The sequence below is a fragment of the Pseudomonas sp. FW300-N1A1 genome, from assembly GCF_058789115.1.
The window spans coordinates 72,516-88,073 of the sequence record NZ_JBYTBK010000002.1; the positions used below are offsets into that span (position 1 = coordinate 72,516).

Annotated in this window: 13 protein-coding genes; 7 read left to right on the forward strand and 6 right to left on the reverse strand. The window is 60.8% G+C overall.

Features of this window, described 5'->3' with window-relative positions; genetic code table 11:
• Window positions 1-231: 231 nt before the first annotated feature.
• Entirely contained in the window at window positions 232-1,263 is a 1,032-nt protein-coding gene (locus AC3WQN_RS02640; RefSeq protein ID WP_103398554.1) for a histone deacetylase family protein, read from the forward strand.
• Between the two features lie 12 nt (window positions 1,264-1,275).
• Window positions 1,276-2,376, forward strand: a complete 1,101-nt coding sequence (locus tag AC3WQN_RS02645) for a polyamine ABC transporter substrate-binding protein (protein WP_103398555.1) — start codon at window positions 1,276-1,278, stop codon at window positions 2,374-2,376.
• A gap of 58 nt (window positions 2,377-2,434) precedes the next feature.
• On the opposite strand, the gene pdxR is transcribed toward AC3WQN_RS02645, so the two are convergent.
• Complete coding sequence (gene pdxR, locus AC3WQN_RS02650) at window positions 2,435-3,988, reverse strand: MocR-like pyridoxine biosynthesis transcription factor PdxR (protein WP_103398556.1); 1,554 nt, start codon at window positions 3,986-3,988, stop codon at window positions 2,435-2,437.
• A gap of 103 nt (window positions 3,989-4,091) precedes the next feature.
• Here pdxR and AC3WQN_RS02655 point away from each other — a divergent pair, with 103 nt between their 5' ends.
• Genes AC3WQN_RS02655 through AC3WQN_RS02665 form a run of 3 tightly spaced genes read left to right on the forward strand, consistent with a single transcriptional unit; the run spans window position 4,092 to window position 5,859 of the window.
• Entirely contained in the window at window positions 4,092-4,721 is a 630-nt protein-coding gene (locus AC3WQN_RS02655; protein ID WP_103398557.1) for an FMN-binding negative transcriptional regulator, read from the forward strand.
• 2 nt (window positions 4,722-4,723) lie between these two features.
• Window positions 4,724-5,170 carry a GNAT family N-acetyltransferase gene (locus AC3WQN_RS02660; RefSeq protein WP_103398558.1) on the forward strand — a complete coding sequence of 149 codons (447 nt, stop codon included), beginning with the start codon at window positions 4,724-4,726 and terminating at the stop codon, window positions 5,168-5,170.
• Window positions 5,171-5,187: 17 nt separating this feature from the next.
• A complete protein-coding gene (locus AC3WQN_RS02665) occupies window positions 5,188-5,859 on the forward strand; it encodes a GNAT family N-acetyltransferase (protein ID WP_103398559.1) in 672 nt (223 codons plus the stop codon).
• 164 nt (window positions 5,860-6,023) lie between these two features.
• On the opposite strand, the gene oadA is transcribed toward AC3WQN_RS02665, so the two are convergent.
• Window positions 6,024-7,832: a sodium-extruding oxaloacetate decarboxylase subunit alpha gene (gene oadA / locus AC3WQN_RS02670; protein ID WP_103398560.1), complete on the reverse strand. Its 1,809-nt coding sequence runs from the start codon at window positions 7,830-7,832 to the stop codon at window positions 6,024-6,026.
• A gap of 11 nt (window positions 7,833-7,843) precedes the next feature.
• Window positions 7,844-9,259 carry an acetyl-CoA carboxylase biotin carboxylase subunit gene (locus AC3WQN_RS02675; protein ID WP_095146269.1) on the reverse strand — a complete coding sequence of 472 codons (1,416 nt, stop codon included), beginning with the start codon at window positions 9,257-9,259 and terminating at the stop codon, window positions 7,844-7,846.
• Between the two features lie 190 nt (window positions 9,260-9,449).
• Here AC3WQN_RS02675 and AC3WQN_RS02680 point away from each other — a divergent pair, with 190 nt between their 5' ends.
• Window positions 9,450-10,412, forward strand: coding sequence for a LysR family transcriptional regulator (locus AC3WQN_RS02680; RefSeq protein ID WP_103398561.1), 963 nt, complete (start codon window positions 9,450-9,452; stop codon window positions 10,410-10,412).
• Here AC3WQN_RS02680 and AC3WQN_RS02685 read toward each other — a convergent pair.
• Together AC3WQN_RS02685 and hexR are read right to left on the reverse strand one after the other, a co-directional pair.
• A complete protein-coding gene (locus tag AC3WQN_RS02685; protein WP_103398562.1) occupies window positions 10,354-10,566 on the reverse strand; it encodes a PA3496 family putative envelope integrity protein in 213 nt (70 codons plus the stop codon). The two genes, AC3WQN_RS02680 and AC3WQN_RS02685, sit on opposite strands and share 59 nt — an antisense overlap.
• A gap of 270 nt (window positions 10,567-10,836) precedes the next feature.
• Window positions 10,837-11,703, reverse strand: a complete 867-nt coding sequence (gene hexR / locus AC3WQN_RS02690; protein WP_025131545.1) for a transcriptional regulator HexR — start codon at window positions 11,701-11,703, stop codon at window positions 10,837-10,839.
• 355 nt (window positions 11,704-12,058) lie between these two features.
• Between hexR and AC3WQN_RS02695 the strand changes: the two genes are divergently transcribed.
• Window positions 12,059-12,394, forward strand: a complete 336-nt coding sequence (locus AC3WQN_RS02695; protein WP_103398694.1) for a hypothetical protein — start codon at window positions 12,059-12,061, stop codon at window positions 12,392-12,394.
• Window positions 12,395-12,482: 88 nt separating this feature from the next.
• On the opposite strand, the gene AC3WQN_RS02700 is transcribed toward AC3WQN_RS02695, so the two are convergent.
• On the reverse strand, window positions 12,483-15,350 hold the full coding sequence (locus tag AC3WQN_RS02700; protein WP_103398563.1) for an EAL domain-containing protein: 2,868 nt from the start codon (window positions 15,348-15,350) through the stop codon (window positions 12,483-12,485).
• Window positions 15,351-15,558 lie beyond the last annotated feature (208 nt).

Genomic DNA, 15,558 nt, shown 5'->3' on the forward strand with positions numbered 1-15,558 from the left:
GCTTGCCGGCGATACTTTTAGCGCCTTCGAAGATGCCTTCGCGGGCAAGCCCGCTTCCACAGGTTGAGCATTCCGTGCTCTGAACCGGGGGTATGTTGCGTCAACAATGGGCGAATTACGGTCAAATATTTTGGCCGTATTGATCCCCTTCTGGCCTTTCCTGCCGTTCTCTGAATCAGCGTCCGCCGCAAGACTGTGTTCAACCGAACCAGCCCTGCGGAGAACAAGAACATGCTGACGATTTACTCGGACGATCACCATCTGCACCATGGCCGCTGCGAATTGATAGACGGGCAGCTCAAGCCTTGCTTCGAAATGCCCTCGCGGGCCGACCACGTTCTGGCGCGCGTTCAATCCCGCGACCTGGGCCCGGTGCAAGCGCCGCAGGATTTCGGCCTGGGGCCAGTGGAGCGCATTCACAGCCGCGACTACCTCGACTTCTTCAAAGGCGCCTGGGCGCGTTGGACCGAGTTCGGCACCGACGGCGATCTGCTGCCCTACACCTGGCCGGCGCGCACCCTGCGCCGCGTGCTACCCACCAGCCTGCACGGCCAGCTCGGTTACTACAGCTTCGACGGCGGCGCACCGATCACCGCCGGCACCTGGCAAGCGGCGTACAGCGCAGCGCAAGTGGCACTCACCGCACAAGCCGCGATCCAGAACGGCGCCCACAGTGCATTCGCCCTGTGCCGCCCACCGGGACACCATGCCGCCAGCGACTTGATGGGCGGTTACTGCTACCTCAACAACGCCGCCATCGCCGCCCAGGCATTCCTCGATCAAGGCCACAAAAAAGTCGCGATCCTCGACGTCGACTACCATCACGGCAATGGCACTCAATCGATTTTCTATGGGCGCAGCGACGTGCTGTTCACCTCGATCCACGGCGACCCGGAAGCCGAATTCCCGTTCTTCCTGGGCTACGCAGACGAGCACGGTGAAGGCGCAGGTGAAGGATTCAACTTCAACTACCCACTGCCAGCAGGCTCAGGCTGGGACCGCTGGAGTGCGGCCCTGGAACAGGCCTGCTCAGAGATCGAGAAATACGGCGCCGACATCATCGTCGTATCCCTGGGCGTGGACACCTTCAAGGACGACCCGATCTCCCAGTTCAAGCTCGACAGCCCGGACTACCTGGCCATGGGCGAGCGCATCGCGGCCTTGGGCAAACCGACCCTGTTCGTGATGGAAGGGGGTTACGCGGTGGAAGAAATCGGCATCAATGCCGTGAACGTTCTGGAAGGTTTTGAACGCGCCCAATGAGGAATTGGCACCATGAACAGAATCAAGCGTTTCATCGTTCCAACCCTGTGCGCCATGGCGCTCGGCAGTGCCGTGCAGGCCGAAGAGCGCACCTTGCGGGTGTACAACTGGTTCGACTACATCACCCCCAAGGCCCTGGAAGATTTCAAGGCACAGAACGCCCAGACCAAGCTGGTCTATGACATCTTCGACACCAACGAAGCACTGGAAGCCAAGCTGCTGACCGGCAACTCCGGTTATGACGTGGTGGTGCCGTCCAACGTGTTTCTCGCCAAGCAGATCGAAGCGGGCGTGTTCCAACCCCTGGATCGCAGCAAACTGCCGAACTGGAACCACCTCGATCCCAAGCTGATGAAGCTGATCGAGGCCAATGACCCGGGCAACAAATTTGCCGTGCCGTACATGTACGGCACCATCCTGATCGGATTCAACCCGGACAAGGTCAAGGCGGTGCTGGGTGACAACGCGCCGGTGGACAGCTGGGACCTGATCTTCAAGGAAGAGAACATCAGCAAGCTCAAGCAGTGCGGCGTCGCCCTGCTCGACTCGCCATCGGAGATCCTGCCGCTGGCCTTGCAACACCTGGGCCTTGACCCCAACAGCAAGCAGCCGGCGGACTATGCCAAGGCTGAAGCACTGCTGATGAAGATCCGCCCGTCTGTCACCTACTTCCACTCGTCCAAGTACATGGCCGACATTGCCAACGGTGACATCTGCGTCGCGGTCGGTTACTCCGGCAGCTTCTCCCAGGCCGCCAACCGCGCCAAGGAAGCCAAGAACGGTGTGATCGTCGACATGCGCCTGCCCAAGGAAGGCGCGCCGATCTGGTTCGACATGCTCGCGATCCCGAAAGGGGCGAAGAATACGGAAGACGCCTACACCTTCATCAACTACCTGCTGCAACCGCAGGTCATCGCACCCGTCAGTGACTTTGTCGGTTACCCGAACCCGAACAAGGATGCCACCGAGCTGGTCGATCCGGCCATTCGCAACAATCCCAACCTGTACCCGACCGAGACCGCGATGAGCACGCTGTACACCCTGCAACCATTGCCGCGGGATGCCGAGCGTGCGCGGACCCGGGCCTGGACCAAGATCAAGTCCGGGACCTGATGACGGCCTCGTTTACCCCGTCACCCGGATAGCGGGCAGGCCGACTGGCCTGCCCGCCTCAGCCCTTGCGCCAGACCTCATCCAGCCGCGCGAGGGCGGCCTCGATGGCCGCTTCAGGCACCGCCGCAAACCCCAGTACCAGGCCTGCACGCTGGTCTTCGGGGGTCGTTGAGTCCGGTAGCCAGTAGCTGCTCAGCCCGTTGATCTCCACCCCCACGCTGGCCGCCATTGCCACCAGCTCACGCTCACGGACCAGGCTTTGCACCGGCACCGTCATATGCAGTCCGGCCATGACGTTCGGCAGGCTGCCCACCCCGGGGATATCTGCAGGCCAGCCTGCCAGTAACCTATTGCGTCGACTCAGGGCGGCGCGGCGCATGCGCCGTATATGCCGCTGGAAATGCCCGGCCGCCATGAACTCGGCCATTACCGCCTGGGTGCTCACCTCGGAATGACGCACATCCACGGCACGACGCTGGGCGAATGCTTCCACCAGGTCGACGGGCAGCACCAAGTAGCCCAGACGCAATGCTGGAAACGCCACCTTGCCGAACGTGCCGACATAGAGCACCCGCCCTTGCCGGTCCAACGCCGCCAAGGGGGCCAACGGGGCACCGCTGTAGCGGTACTCGCCGTCGTAGTCGTCCTCGATGATCCAGCCGTCTGTCCGCTCGGCCCACGCCAGCAACTCCAGACGCCGGGCCAAGCTCATGATTACGCCGGTCGGGTACTGATGGGACGGTGTGACATAGGCCAGTCGGCAGTCGCTTAGACCGGCCAGTTCGGCGCAATCGATACCATCGCTGTCCACCGAAACACCGTGCAACTTAGCGCCTGCCAGCGCGAACGCATGACCCGCCGCACGGTAACCGGGGTTTTCCACAGCCACCCCGTCACCGGGCGCCACCAGCAGCTGTGCACAAAGGCTAATCCCCTGCTGCGCGCCACTGGTGATCACAATTTGCTCAGCGCTGCACTGCATGCCTCGGGAACTGCGCAAATAGGCCGCGATCATCCCGCGCAACCGCGCATCTCCCTCCGGCGCGCCATAACACAATTGCTGTAAATCCGGCTTGCGCCAGAAAGCCGCATTCAGCTTGGCCCAGACCTCGAACGGGAACAGGTCAAACGCCGGCACCCCCACCCGAAACGCCCTCGGCGGCCCACTCGGCGGCTTGGGCAAATGGTGCTTCTCGACTCGTTGAAGCGCATCACTGTGGATAACTTTACTGGATGAAACCACAGCTAAATCCAGGCATTTTGTGGATAACCCTGTGGGTAAGCCTGTTGAAAACCCTGTGGATACTTTTGTGGATAGTTTTTCCGCGGACCAAGAGTTTGCCGGTAATTGCGCCACATAGGTGCCATCGCCCACCCGCCCCTCGATAAAGCCTTCGGCGTAGAGTTGGTCGTAGGCACGCACCACACTGTTGCGCGAAATCGATAACGCTGCCGCCAGATCGCGGCTGGCCGGTAAACGGGTGCCACTGACCAGTCGACCGTCGAGCACGCGCAGGCGCAATGCCTGATAAAGCTGGCGACTCAGGCCCTGACGGCGATCAAGCTCGATGCCGGCGGGATTGAACGACAGCGACAGTGACGGGTTGCTCATGGCGCGACACCCTGGCAATGGATCTATGAAATTAACCATTAATGGCTCTTACAACAGACCAATAGCCTGCCTAGGATGCAGGCATTCGCCAAGGAAAATTTCCATGTATACCCCCAGCGCTTTTGCCATCGACGACCTCACCACCCTGCATCGGCAGATCCTCGACACGCGCCTGGCCATGCTCGTTACCCATGGCGACAACGGCTTGCAAGCGAGTCATCTGCCCCTGTTGCTGAGCCCCGAGCAAGGCCCCAACGGCACGCTCTACGGCCACCTGGCCCGCGCCAACCCACAATGGCGGGAACTGGAAGGCGGTGCCGAGGCGCTGGTGATATTCCCCGGTGCCGAGGCTTACGTCAGCCCGTCTTTCTACCCCGCCAAAGCCGAACACGGCAAAGTCGTACCGACCTGGAACTACATCGCCGTGCACGCCTATGGCCGCGCCGAAGTGTTCAGCGACGCCCAGCGCTTGCGCGACCTGGTCAGTGCCCTGACCGATCGCCACGAAAATGGTCGTGCCCAACCCTGGAAAGTCGACGACGCACCCGCTCATTACATCGACAGCATGCTCAAGGCCATCGTCGGTTTCGCATTGCCCATCCAGCGCCTGGAAGGCAAACGCAAGCTCAGCCAGAACCGCAGTACCGCAGACATCGCCGGCGTGCGCGAAGGATTGGTCGCCAGCCACGACCCGCATGACCAGGCGCTCGCCCACTTGATGCCCAAGGAATGAACATGAGCCAGATCGAGATACGCCGCGTCACCGCCGACGACCAGGCCGCCTGGCTGCCGTTATGGCAAGCCTATCTGCGCTTCTACAACACAGAACTGCCAGAGGCGGTCACCCACAGCACCTGGCAACGCTTTCTCGACCCCAGTGAACCAACCCACGCCGCCCTCGCCTGGGCTGACGGTAAAGCGGTGGGCATGGTGCATTTCATCTACCATCGCTCGAACTGGAGCATCGAAAACTCCTGCTACCTGCAAGACTTGCTGGTGACGCCCGAAACCCGTGGCACCGGTATCGGCCGCAAGCTGATCGAGTACGTCTACAGTACCGCCAAGGCCGACGGCTGCTGCAAGGTGCATTGGCTGACCCACGAGACCAACGTGACAGCAATCCAGCTCTACGAGCGCATTGCCGAGCGCCCGGGTTTCATCCAGTTTCGCAAAGGTCTCTAACGTTCAAGGAGAACAGCATGTCGATTTCACTCGCCGACTGGAAAGGCGTCCCGCCACCCTCGGCCCAATCGCTCGAAGGCCGCTTCATCCGCCTTGAAAAGCTCGACCCGGCGCGTCACGCCGAGGGTTTGTTCAATGCCCTGCAAGGCCCTGGCGCCGACCCGAAACTCTGGGACTACCTGCCTTACGGTCCATTCCCGCAGCGTAGCGCCTTCAGTGACTGGCTGAACAACCATGCGGCCAACAGCGACCCGTATTTCTTCTGCGTCATCGACCGCGCCAGCGGCGACGTCCAGGGCATGCTCAGCCTGATGTCGATCGTCCCGGCCCAGGGCCGCATCGAAATCGGCCACGTCACCTTCGGCGCACCCATGCAACGCTCGCCGAAAAGCACCGAAGCGGTTTACCTGCTGGCCAAGGAGTCGTTCGCCCTGGGCTATCGTCGACTGGAATGGAAGTGCAACAACGCCAACGCCCGCTCCAAATACGCCGCCGAACGCCTGGGTTTCAGCTTCGAGGGCGTGTTCCGCCAGCACATGGTGGTCAAGGGCCAGAACCGCGATACAGCGTGGTATTCGATCCTGGATTCGGAGTGGTCGGTGATTGGCGCGGGGTTTGAGAAGTGGCTGGCGGATGAGAACCAGACCGCTTCGGGACAGTTAAAGTCCTTGGTGGACTGCCGCGGCTAATCTGCCAAGTCTGAGCGGTAGTCACCACGGGCAAGCCTTGCACCTGCAAGGGCAAGGCTTGCTCGCGATCGACGATAACGCGATACCTATCGGGTAAAACGACAGACAAAAAAAGGGGAGCACATGCCCCCCCGAGGTAAAACGTTGCAGATGAAGGCGTTGTATCAGTCTTCGATCTCGATCAGGATCTCGCCCGGGTTGACCCGGTCGCCCTTGGCCACGTGAATGGCGGTGACCTTGCCGGCGATGGCCGATTGGACTTCGGTTTCCATCTTCATCGCTTCGGTGATCAGCACGGCCTGGCCGGCTTTCACGGTGTCGCCCTCCTTGACCAGCACATCGACGATGTTGCCCGGCATGGTGGTGCTGACATGGCCTGGCGCACTGGCCTGCTTGCGTTTGCTGCTGCCACCGCCGACAAATTCGTTGAGCGGTTCGAACACCACTTCTTCCGGCATGCCGTCGATGGACAGGTAGAAGTGACGCTTGCCTTCAGCCTTGACGCCGACACCCGTGATGTCGACCCGGTAGGTTTCGCCGTGCACGTCGATGACGAACTCGGTCGGTACACCTTCGCCACCGGCCGAGGCCACGCCGCCGGCTTCAGGAATCGGCAGCAGCACTTCGGGAGTCAGGGTGCCTGCCTCGCGCTCTTCGAGGAACTTGCGCCCGATGTCCGGGAACATCGCATAGGTCAGCACGTCTTCTTCGGATTTGGCCAACGCGCCGATTTCACCGCGCAGCTTGGTCATTTCCGGCTTGAGCAGGTCAGCAGGACGCACGTCGATGACTTCTTCGCTGCCGATGGCCTGGCGGCGCAGTTTTTCGTCGACGGTACCCGGCGCCTTGCCGTAGCCGCCCTGCAGGTACAGCTTCACTTCGTTGGTGATGGTCTTGTAGCGCTCGCCGGCCAGTACGTTGAAGAACGCCTGGGTGCCGACGATCTGCGAGGTCGGGGTCACCAGCGGTGGGTAGCCAAGGTCTTCGCGAACCCGCGGGATTTCCGCGAGTACTTCACTCATGCGGTTCAGGGCGCCCTGCTCTTTCAACTGGTTGGCCAGGTTGGAAATCATCCCGCCCGGCACCTGGTTGACTTGGACACGGGTGTCGACCGCCGTGAATTCGCTTTCGAACTGGTGGTACTTCTTGCGTACGGCGTAGAAGTACAGGCCGATCTCTTGCAGCAGTTCCAGGTTCAGACCGGTATCGAACTCGCTGCCCTTGAGGGCGGCAACCATCGATTCGGTACCTGGGTGGCTGGTGCCCCAGGCAAAGCTGGAGATCGCGGTGTCGATGTGGTCGGCACCGTTTTCGATGGCCTTGAGCTGGCACATCGCAGCCAGGCCGGCGGTGTCGTGGCTGTGGATGAAGACCGGCAGCGATTGCTCGGCTTTCAATGCCTTGACCAGCTCGCCCGTGGCGTACGGCGTCAGCAGGCCGGCCATGTCCTTGATCGCCACCGAGTCGCAACCCATGGCTTCCATTTGCTTGGCCTGGGCCACAAACGCATCGATGGTGTGCACCGGGCTGGTGGTGTAGGCGATGGTGCCCTGGGCGTGCTTGCCGGCGGCTTTTACCGCTTCGATGGCCACCCGCAGGTTACGCACGTCGTTCATGGCGTCGAAGATGCGGAACACGTCGATGCCATTCACCGCAGCCTTGGCGACGAAGGCTTTGACCACGTCGTCGCTGTAGTGGCGGTAGCCCAGCAGGTTCTGGCCGCGCAGAAGCATTTGCAGGCGCGTGTTAGGCAGCGCCGCGCGCAGTTTGCGCAGGCGCTCCCACGGGTCTTCCTTGAGGAAGCGCACGCAGGCGTCGAACGTCGCGCCACCCCAGCACTCCAGCGACCAGTAGCCGACTTTGTCGAGTTTGTCGCAGATCGGCAGCATGTCGTCAGTGCGCATGCGGGTCGCGAGCAGCGATTGATGAGCGTCGCGCAGGATCGTGTCAGTTACATGAATTTTCTTGGACATTGGAATATTCCTCACAGGCCTGCGTGGGCGGCGATGGCGGCGGCGATGGCCAGGGCCAGCTCTTCGGGTTTGCGCTTGATCGAGTAGTTGGTCAGCTCAGGGTGGCTTTCAACGAAGCTGGTATTGAACTGGCCGCTACGGAATTCAGGGTTACGCAGGATTTCCTGGTAGTACGCGGCCGTGGTCTTGACCCCTTGCAGACGCATGTCGTCCAGGGCTCGCAAGCCACGGTCCATCGCCTCTTCCCACGTCAGCGCCCACACCACAAGCTTAAGGCACATGGAGTCGTAGAACGGCGGAATGGTGTAGCCGGTATAGATCGCCGTGTCGGTGCGCACGCCGGGACCGCCGGGCGCGTAGTAACGGGTAATCTTGCCGAAGCTGGGCAGGAAGTTGTTTTTCGGGTCTTCGGCGTTGATCCGGAACTGCAGCGCGAAACCGCGATGCTGGATGTCTTCCTGCTTGACCGACAGGGGCAGGCCGGATGCGATGCGGATCTGCTCACGGACGATGTCGATGCCGGTGATTTCTTCGGTGATGGTGTGTTCCACCTGCACCCGGGTGTTCATCTCCATGAAGTACACCTCGCCCTCGGCGAGCAGGAACTCCACGGTACCGGCGTTCTCGTAACCCACAGCCTTGGCCGCACGCACCGACAGGTCGCCGATGTAGGCGCGCTGTTCAGGGGTGAGTTGCGGGCTTGGCGCGATCTCGATCAGTTTCTGGTTGCGACGCTGGATCGAGCAGTCACGCTCGAACAGGTGCACCACGTTGCCGAAGCTGTCGCCGAGGATCTGCGCTTCAATGTGCTTGGGATTGACGATGCATTTTTCCAGGAAGACTTCCGCCGAACCAAAGGCCTTGGTCGCTTCGGAAATCACCCGCGGGAATGCCTGCTCCAGTTCTTCACGGCTGTTGCAGCGACGAATGCCACGGCCGCCGCCACCGGAGGTGGCCTTGAGCATCACCGGATAGCCGATGCGATCGCCTTCGACCAGGGCCTCTTCGATGCCCGCGACGTTGCCTTCGGTACCCGGCGTGACCGGCACGCCAGCCTTGATCATGCTGCGACGTGCTTCGGTCTTGTCGCCCATGCGGCGGATGACTTCGGCCGATGGGCCGATGAACTTGATACCGCGCTCGGCGCAGATATCGGCCAGTTCGGCGTTTTCCGACAGAAAGCCATAGCCTGGGTGCAACGCATCGCAACCGGTTTCCACGGCCAGGTTCACCAGCTTGCGCGGGTTCAGGTAGCCGGCCAGTGGCTCGGCACCAATGCTGTGGGCTTCATCGGCGCGCTTGACGTGCAACGCATGGCGATCGGCGTCGGAATAGATCGCGACCGAACGAATGCCCATCTCGGCGCAGGCACGTACGATTCGTACGGCAATTTCACCACGGTTGGCGATCAGGATCTTTGTTATCACTTGGAGTTTCCCTTGAGCCGGTTGCTACCCACGACCCCTAGACTGGGTCGGCGCGTGACTAAATGCTTCAAGCCAGTCGCACAGTCACACTATCCCGCTCAAGGGATTAACAAAAATCAATAATTATTGGGTCAGGCATAAGCAAAGACTTATAGTTGAGCCACCAGCCTGCGACCAGAGTCAGCATAAAATGCGTAAGTCCTTGATGCGTATGACATTACGTCAGCTACAGATCTTCAATGAAGTCTGTGATTTGCGTTCTTACAGCCGCGCAGCCGACGAAATGTCGCTCACACAACCGGCTGTTAGCCTACAGATGCGTCAGCTGGAAGAGCTGATTGGTCAACCTTTGTTCGATTACGTCGGCAAAAAGCTCTACATGACCGAGGCTGCTGAAGCGTTACAGCGTGCCAGTCGAGACATTTTCGGGCGCCTCGAAAACCTCGATATGCAACTCTCGGACATGCAAGGTTCCTTGCAAGGCCAACTGAAACTGGCGGTGGAATCCAGCGCCAAGTATTTCGTACCGCACTTGTTTGCCGCGTTCAAGCGCCAACACCCGGAAGTGAACCTGCAATTGACGGTGGTCAACCGTGGGCAAGTGATCCGGCGCCTGTCCGATAACCGTGACGATCTGGTGATCATGTCCATGGTGCCGCAGGACATGGGGCTGGAATTTTTGCCGTTCCTCAACAATCCGATCGTCGCCGTGGCGCCACCGGACCATCCACTGTGCCACATGGGCCCACTGCGCCTGCAGGACCTTGAGCCTTACACCCTGCTGCTGCGCGAACCCGGCTCCGGGACGCGCCTGGCATGCGAGGAGTACTTCAAAGAGAAGCGCGTGCACTTCAACCAGACCCAGGAAGTCTCGTCAGCCGAAGCCCAGCGCGAATGCGTGGTGGCGGGTCTGGGCGTGGCCCTGTTGACGCGCCACGCCCTGAACCTTGAGTTGGCGACCGGCGGACTCAAGGAGCTGCCGGTCGAAGAGCTGCCGCTGTTTCGCAGCTGGTGCCTGGTGCAGGCCAAAGCCAAGCGCCTGTCACCGGTTGCGCATGCGTTCCTGGGATTTATCCGCAGCGAACGCGTGCAGATCAGCGCGCTGGTTGAGCGCTTCGACGCGAAGCTGCCGGTGTTGCCTGCCAGTAATTGAGCTCACCACAGTCAGGAAAATCGCCGATCTCGGCCAGAAGTTGCCGGCGTTCGCAGCGATCTTCGATCGCACGGCGGAACTCCATGCGGCGCTGGTCTTCCTGCTGACGACGGGTTTTGACGGCGCTGTTGCGTTCTTCGTAGGGCTGGGCCATTTCGAGTCTCCCAAGGCGAGTACGGGAGTTTCAAGATAGGCGCGGGGGATGACGGTTTGGCGGCGGGCGGGTTACAGACTGATGAAATCCACAGGGTGACACCGCACCTGTGGCGAGGGAGCTTGCTCCCGCTGGGCAGCGAAGCGGCCCCAAAATCATGCGACGCGGTGATTCAGGAGGATCGTGTCAGCAGGGTTTGCGACTGCTGTACCCGAGCGCGAACCGGCCGACGGAAGCAAGCGCCCTCACCACAAAGAGCCCATCGCCACATCAATCGTCCAGCGCTTTCACCGACTTGGGCGACAGGCGCAGGCTGCGAAGGCTGCGCTTGACGCTCTTGAGGTGGTTCACCAGGCTCGGGCCGCGCGCCATGGCCACGCCCATGGCCAAGACATCGATCACCACCAGGTGCGCGATACGCGAGGTCAACGGCGTATAGATTTCGGTGTCTTCATGCACATCGATCGCCAGGTTGACGGTCGACAGCTCGGCCAGGGGGGTCTGGCTCGGGCACAAGGTAATCAACGACGCGCCGCTTTCACGCACCAGGTTGGCGGTGATCAACAGGTCCTTGGAACGCCCGGACTGGGAGATGCAGATCGCCACGTCAGAGGGTTTCAGCGTGACCGCCGACATCGCCTGCATGTGCGGGTCAGAATAGGCCGCCGCCGTCAGCAGCAACCGAAAGAATTTATGCTGGGCATCCGCGGCCACGGCACCGGAGGCGCCAAAGCCATAGAACTCGACGCGCTGAGCCTGTGACATGAGCGTCACCGCCCTCTGCAACTCCACCGGATCGAGCTTCTCGCGAACCTCCATCAGGGTGTGCAGGGTGGTGTCGAAGATCTTCAGGCTGTAGTCGGCGACCGAGTCGTCTTCATGGATCGCGAACTGGCCGAAACTCGCACCCGCCGCCAGGCTTTGCGCCAGCTTCAGCTTCAAGTCCTGGAACCCCGAACAGCCGATGGCACGACAAAAGCGCACGATGGTCGGTTCGCTGATGCCAACGCTGTGGGCAAGATCAGCCATGGAGCTGTGCATCACTGCCGCAGGGTCAAGCAGCACGTGGTCGGCAACCTTGAGTTCCGATTTGCGTAACAGGTGGCGAGACTGGGCGATATGTTGCAACAGGTTCAAAGGGCAGGACTCATTGTTATGGGCAGGCGCCGGGGATGTAGCAAGCTTGTAGTTATACTACAAGAATCCGCTTTTTGCCTGCTCAATGCGTAACTCCATGTCCCCGCCCTGCGCCATGCGCGCTTCATGTAGCCCTCCGTAACCGCCCCCCAAGCGCAGCCCTGTGGGAAATTCGCCAGGACAATGATCCGTCGGCCACCTCTATCCGAAATGGCCTGCCTCATTCGTCGCCCCATCAGGCCCGAAAAAACTCAGGAACGTACAGATGCACTACATGTGTATCGCACCCCCACCCATTGCCGGAAGGATAGTGGCCGGGCAGGACGCACACTACTTATTACAGGAGTTAACAACCATGAGCATTACAACACGCGACTGGAAAGCCCAAAGAGATCTGATGCCGGGTGCTCCATCTTTCCGCGTCACCGGCACCGTCACCGTCGCACACCCTGGCATCACGCCGAAATTGACCCAGTCAGCCGTTCAACATCGTGAAATGGCCGGCGGCATCAGGGCATGCGAGGTGACGCTGGACCTGACACTTGAAAGCGCCGACGGAAATTTTTTGCAGGTCGTAACAGACAAAGCCGTCAGGTTCGAGACATCGAGCGACTTGGATGTCACAAAAGTCGGCATTTTCTACAAAGGCCAGCTGCTGCAGCAGATTGATGAAATTCTGACCACCCATTAAGCGCCCACAGTCTCTTGCTCGGGCGCAGCGTTACTTCCTGCCGGACAGTGAACTGATCCGGCAGGAATCCCATCGGTTTATCGCCCTCTCATTCAACATCCTGCCTGCGCAACAGGCCAGCCAGTCCACCGGCCTCCACCGGTCGACTGATCAGGTAGCCCTGCACCTCATCACACCGCTCGGCCTTGAGAAACTCCAGCTGCTCCTGGCGCTCGACACCTTCGGCCACCACCTTGAGCGACAACCCATGAGCCATGGCAATGATTGCCCGGGTGATCGCCGTGTCGGCGCTGCCCTCGCCCAGCCCGCGGATAAATGCCTGATCAATCTTCACGTAGTCCACGGGAATGCGCTTGAGGTAACTCAACGACGAGTAACCGGTGCCAAAATCATCGATGGCCAACTTCACCCCCAGGTCTCGCAGTTGCTGAAAGGTAGCAATGATGTGTTCGACGCTGTCGAGCAACTGGCTTTCGGTCAGCTCCAATTCCAGGTAGTGCGGCGCCAGGCCGGTTTCCTCAAGGACCTGACGCACCAGGCTGACCAACTTGCCCTGGCGCAACTGGTGAACTGACAGATTGACCGAAACCCGAATCGGCTCCAGCCCCTGGCGCTGCCACTCGCAGGCTTGCCAGCAGGCTTGGCGCAGCACGAACTCACCAATCGATCCGATCAGCCCGGTTTCCTCCGCCAAGCCAATAAAATCCACCGGTGGCACACGGCCCATCGTTGGATGATCCCAACGCACCAGCGCTTCCGCAGCGTTCAGTCGACCGCTGGCCAGGCACAGCTTGGGCTGGTAATACACCTTCAGTTGCTTTTCCTCGATGGCCTTTCGCAGCTGGTTTTCCAGCTGTAAACGCTCAAGGGTGCTGGCCTGAAGACTGTCTGTGTAGAACTGGAAATTGTTGCCGCCCAAGTGCTTGGCATGCTGCATGGCCATATTCGACTGGCTGATCAGCGTCGAAATTTGCCGTGCATTGTCCGGCAGCATGCTGATGCCCATCGAGGCACTCACCACCAACTCATGGCCCTCGATGGTCAGCGGCACGCGCAGCTTGGTCGACAGCCGGGTAGCCACCCGTGCCAGGCTCGACAAATTGCCATAGGCATCGAACAGCACCGCGAACTCATCGCCGGACAAGCGGGCGATGGTGTCCGCTTCCGGGAGTGCGTTGACCAGTCGCCGCGCCATTTTCTGCAACAGTTGGTCGGCTACATCATGGCCCAGGCTGTCGTTGAGTAATTTGAAGCGGTCGATATTGATATGCAGCAACGCTAGGCTGCGACCGCCCTGCTGCACTCGTTGGTGGGCGTCATGCAGGCGTTCGCGAAACAAGGAGCGATTGGCCAGGCCGGTAAGATCGTCGTAATGCGTCAAGTAACGCATGCGCTCTTCGGCTTCGCGACGCGCGGACAGGTCAGCGAAGAAACCCACAATATGACTGACGTTTCCTCGAGAATCGCGCACCACGTTCAGCTGTAGCCATTGCGGATAGAGCTCGCCGTTCTTGCGCGCCTCCACCAGTTCGCCCTGCCAGGTACCCTGGGTTTCCAGTGCCTGATGAATGACCGGGTAGTGCCGGCGCGCGTCGCGGCTACACGGCAACTCGACCACATTGCGCCCCAGCAGGTCCTCGAGCTGATAACCGGTCACCCGGGTGAACGCCTGATTGACTGCAATCAGCGCGTAATCGGGGTCAAAAATCACGATCCCTTCACTGGCCGCCTCAAACACCGTCGCCGCCAATTGCCGTTGCTCTTCCAGGTCCTTGCTGGCGCTGATGTCGCGCCGAGTGCCGACCATTCGCAGGACCCGCCCGCTGGCGCTGCGCTCCACAGCTCGCCCACGGTCTTCGATCCACACCCAGTGGCCATCACCATGACGCACACGGTATTCGATCTGATAATCCTCGGTGCGGCCCTTCAAATGCTCCACCAGCGCCCGTCGTAGCGCGGGCAGGTCCTTGGGGTGCAGGCGCGGTTTCAGGTGCCGGAGCATGGCCGTGATGAATTCCGGCTCCAACCCGAACAGCTCCTTGAGTTGGGTGTGATGCACTTCGTCGGTCTGCAGGTTCCAGTCCCAGAGCCCCAGCTCACTGGCCTTCAACGCCAGCGCCAGCCGCGCCTCGCTCTTGCTCAAGGCCTGATTGGCGGCATCCAGATCGAGGCTGCGTTGAGCCACGCGACTTTCAAGCCCGACCTGGGCCTCCCGCAGCTCTTCTTCGGCCTGGCGGCGCTGCTCAACCTCCCGCGCCAGCGCCTGATTAAGCCGTTCACTGCGACTTTGCGACTGCTGCAGATGCTCGATCAGCGCCTGATTCTGGAAGCGCCGCATCATGCCACGCTGGATCAACCGATTGACCTGCCAGGCCACCACGCTCAGGGAGCCCAACAGAATCAGCCCGAGCCAGCCCCAGCCCTGCTGCCGCTCATCACCGCCCCAGAACAGATAGCCAATGGCGGGTAACAGACATGGCAAGGTAAAGGACAGGAAGGCCGGCAGGCTTACCGCATAGGCGACGCTGGCCGACAGTGTCGCGGCGCCAATCAGGCCGAATACCCAGGCTTGATGCAGAAAACTGTCGGTGGGCACCAACGCGATGCCGGCGGCAGCCAGGGTCAGGCCGCTCATGGCCGAGCCCAGCAAAAACATGCGGTGCCAGATGGGTTGCGCCTGGCGACCGGGTATCGCCGAATCGAATGCGGCGACCTGAATCACCCGCAACGCCACCAGTGCCAGCAACCACACCAGCCAGACGCTCACCAATAAATAGCGCTGCGGACTCCAGAGCAATCCGGCGCAGACCAGCCCATTGATCAACATGAACAGCGTAGGCAGCAACGAGCCCTGATACAGCAGACGCGTGCGCTCGACCGCCATCTCCATGGCGTACTGCTTGCGGATAACCTGCGGTTCCACAATGGGCCCCGGCAGACTGGAGCTGAGGGTCATAGGCAATATTCTTGTTTTTATAAGGCTGGCCGTGCAGGCCCGAAACGTCGACGGAGCATACACAAGCAACGCCCCGGACCAAACTGATCCTGCACACAAAATCGACGAAACCAATGGGCTTGGGAAACCGCTCGAAACCCCAGAGCCACGGCCTGTCAGGGCTGCTGGCGAGTGACCGGCCGGTCGCCCTGGGCGTATCTTTCATCGG

Excerpts from the sequence above, each read along its gene's own strand:
- AC3WQN_RS02685 (WP_103398562.1), bottom strand. The coding sequence starts at position 10,566 with ATGGCCCAGCCCTACGAAGAACGCAACAGCGCCGTCAAAACCCGTCGT.
- oadA (WP_103398560.1), bottom strand. The coding sequence starts at position 7,832 with ATGTCCAAGAAAATTCATGTAACTGACACGATCCTGCGCGACGCTCAT.
- AC3WQN_RS02660 (WP_103398558.1), top strand. The coding sequence starts at position 4,724 with ATGAGCCAGATCGAGATACGCCGCGTCACCGCCGACGACCAGGCCGCC.
- AC3WQN_RS02640 (WP_103398554.1), top strand. The coding sequence starts at position 232 with ATGCTGACGATTTACTCGGACGATCACCATCTGCACCATGGCCGCTGC.
- AC3WQN_RS02645 (WP_103398555.1), top strand. The coding sequence starts at position 1,276 with ATGAACAGAATCAAGCGTTTCATCGTTCCAACCCTGTGCGCCATGGCG.
- AC3WQN_RS02655 (WP_103398557.1), top strand. The coding sequence starts at position 4,092 with ATGTATACCCCCAGCGCTTTTGCCATCGACGACCTCACCACCCTGCAT.
- AC3WQN_RS02665 (WP_103398559.1), top strand. The coding sequence starts at position 5,188 with ATGTCGATTTCACTCGCCGACTGGAAAGGCGTCCCGCCACCCTCGGCC.
- AC3WQN_RS02695 (WP_103398694.1), top strand. The coding sequence starts at position 12,059 with ATGAGCATTACAACACGCGACTGGAAAGCCCAAAGAGATCTGATGCCG.
- AC3WQN_RS02700 (WP_103398563.1), bottom strand. The coding sequence starts at position 15,350 with ATGACCCTCAGCTCCAGTCTGCCGGGGCCCATTGTGGAACCGCAGGTT.
- AC3WQN_RS02680 (WP_103398561.1), top strand. The coding sequence starts at position 9,450 with ATGCGTAAGTCCTTGATGCGTATGACATTACGTCAGCTACAGATCTTC.
- pdxR (WP_103398556.1), bottom strand. The coding sequence starts at position 3,988 with ATGAGCAACCCGTCACTGTCGCTGTCGTTCAATCCCGCCGGCATCGAG.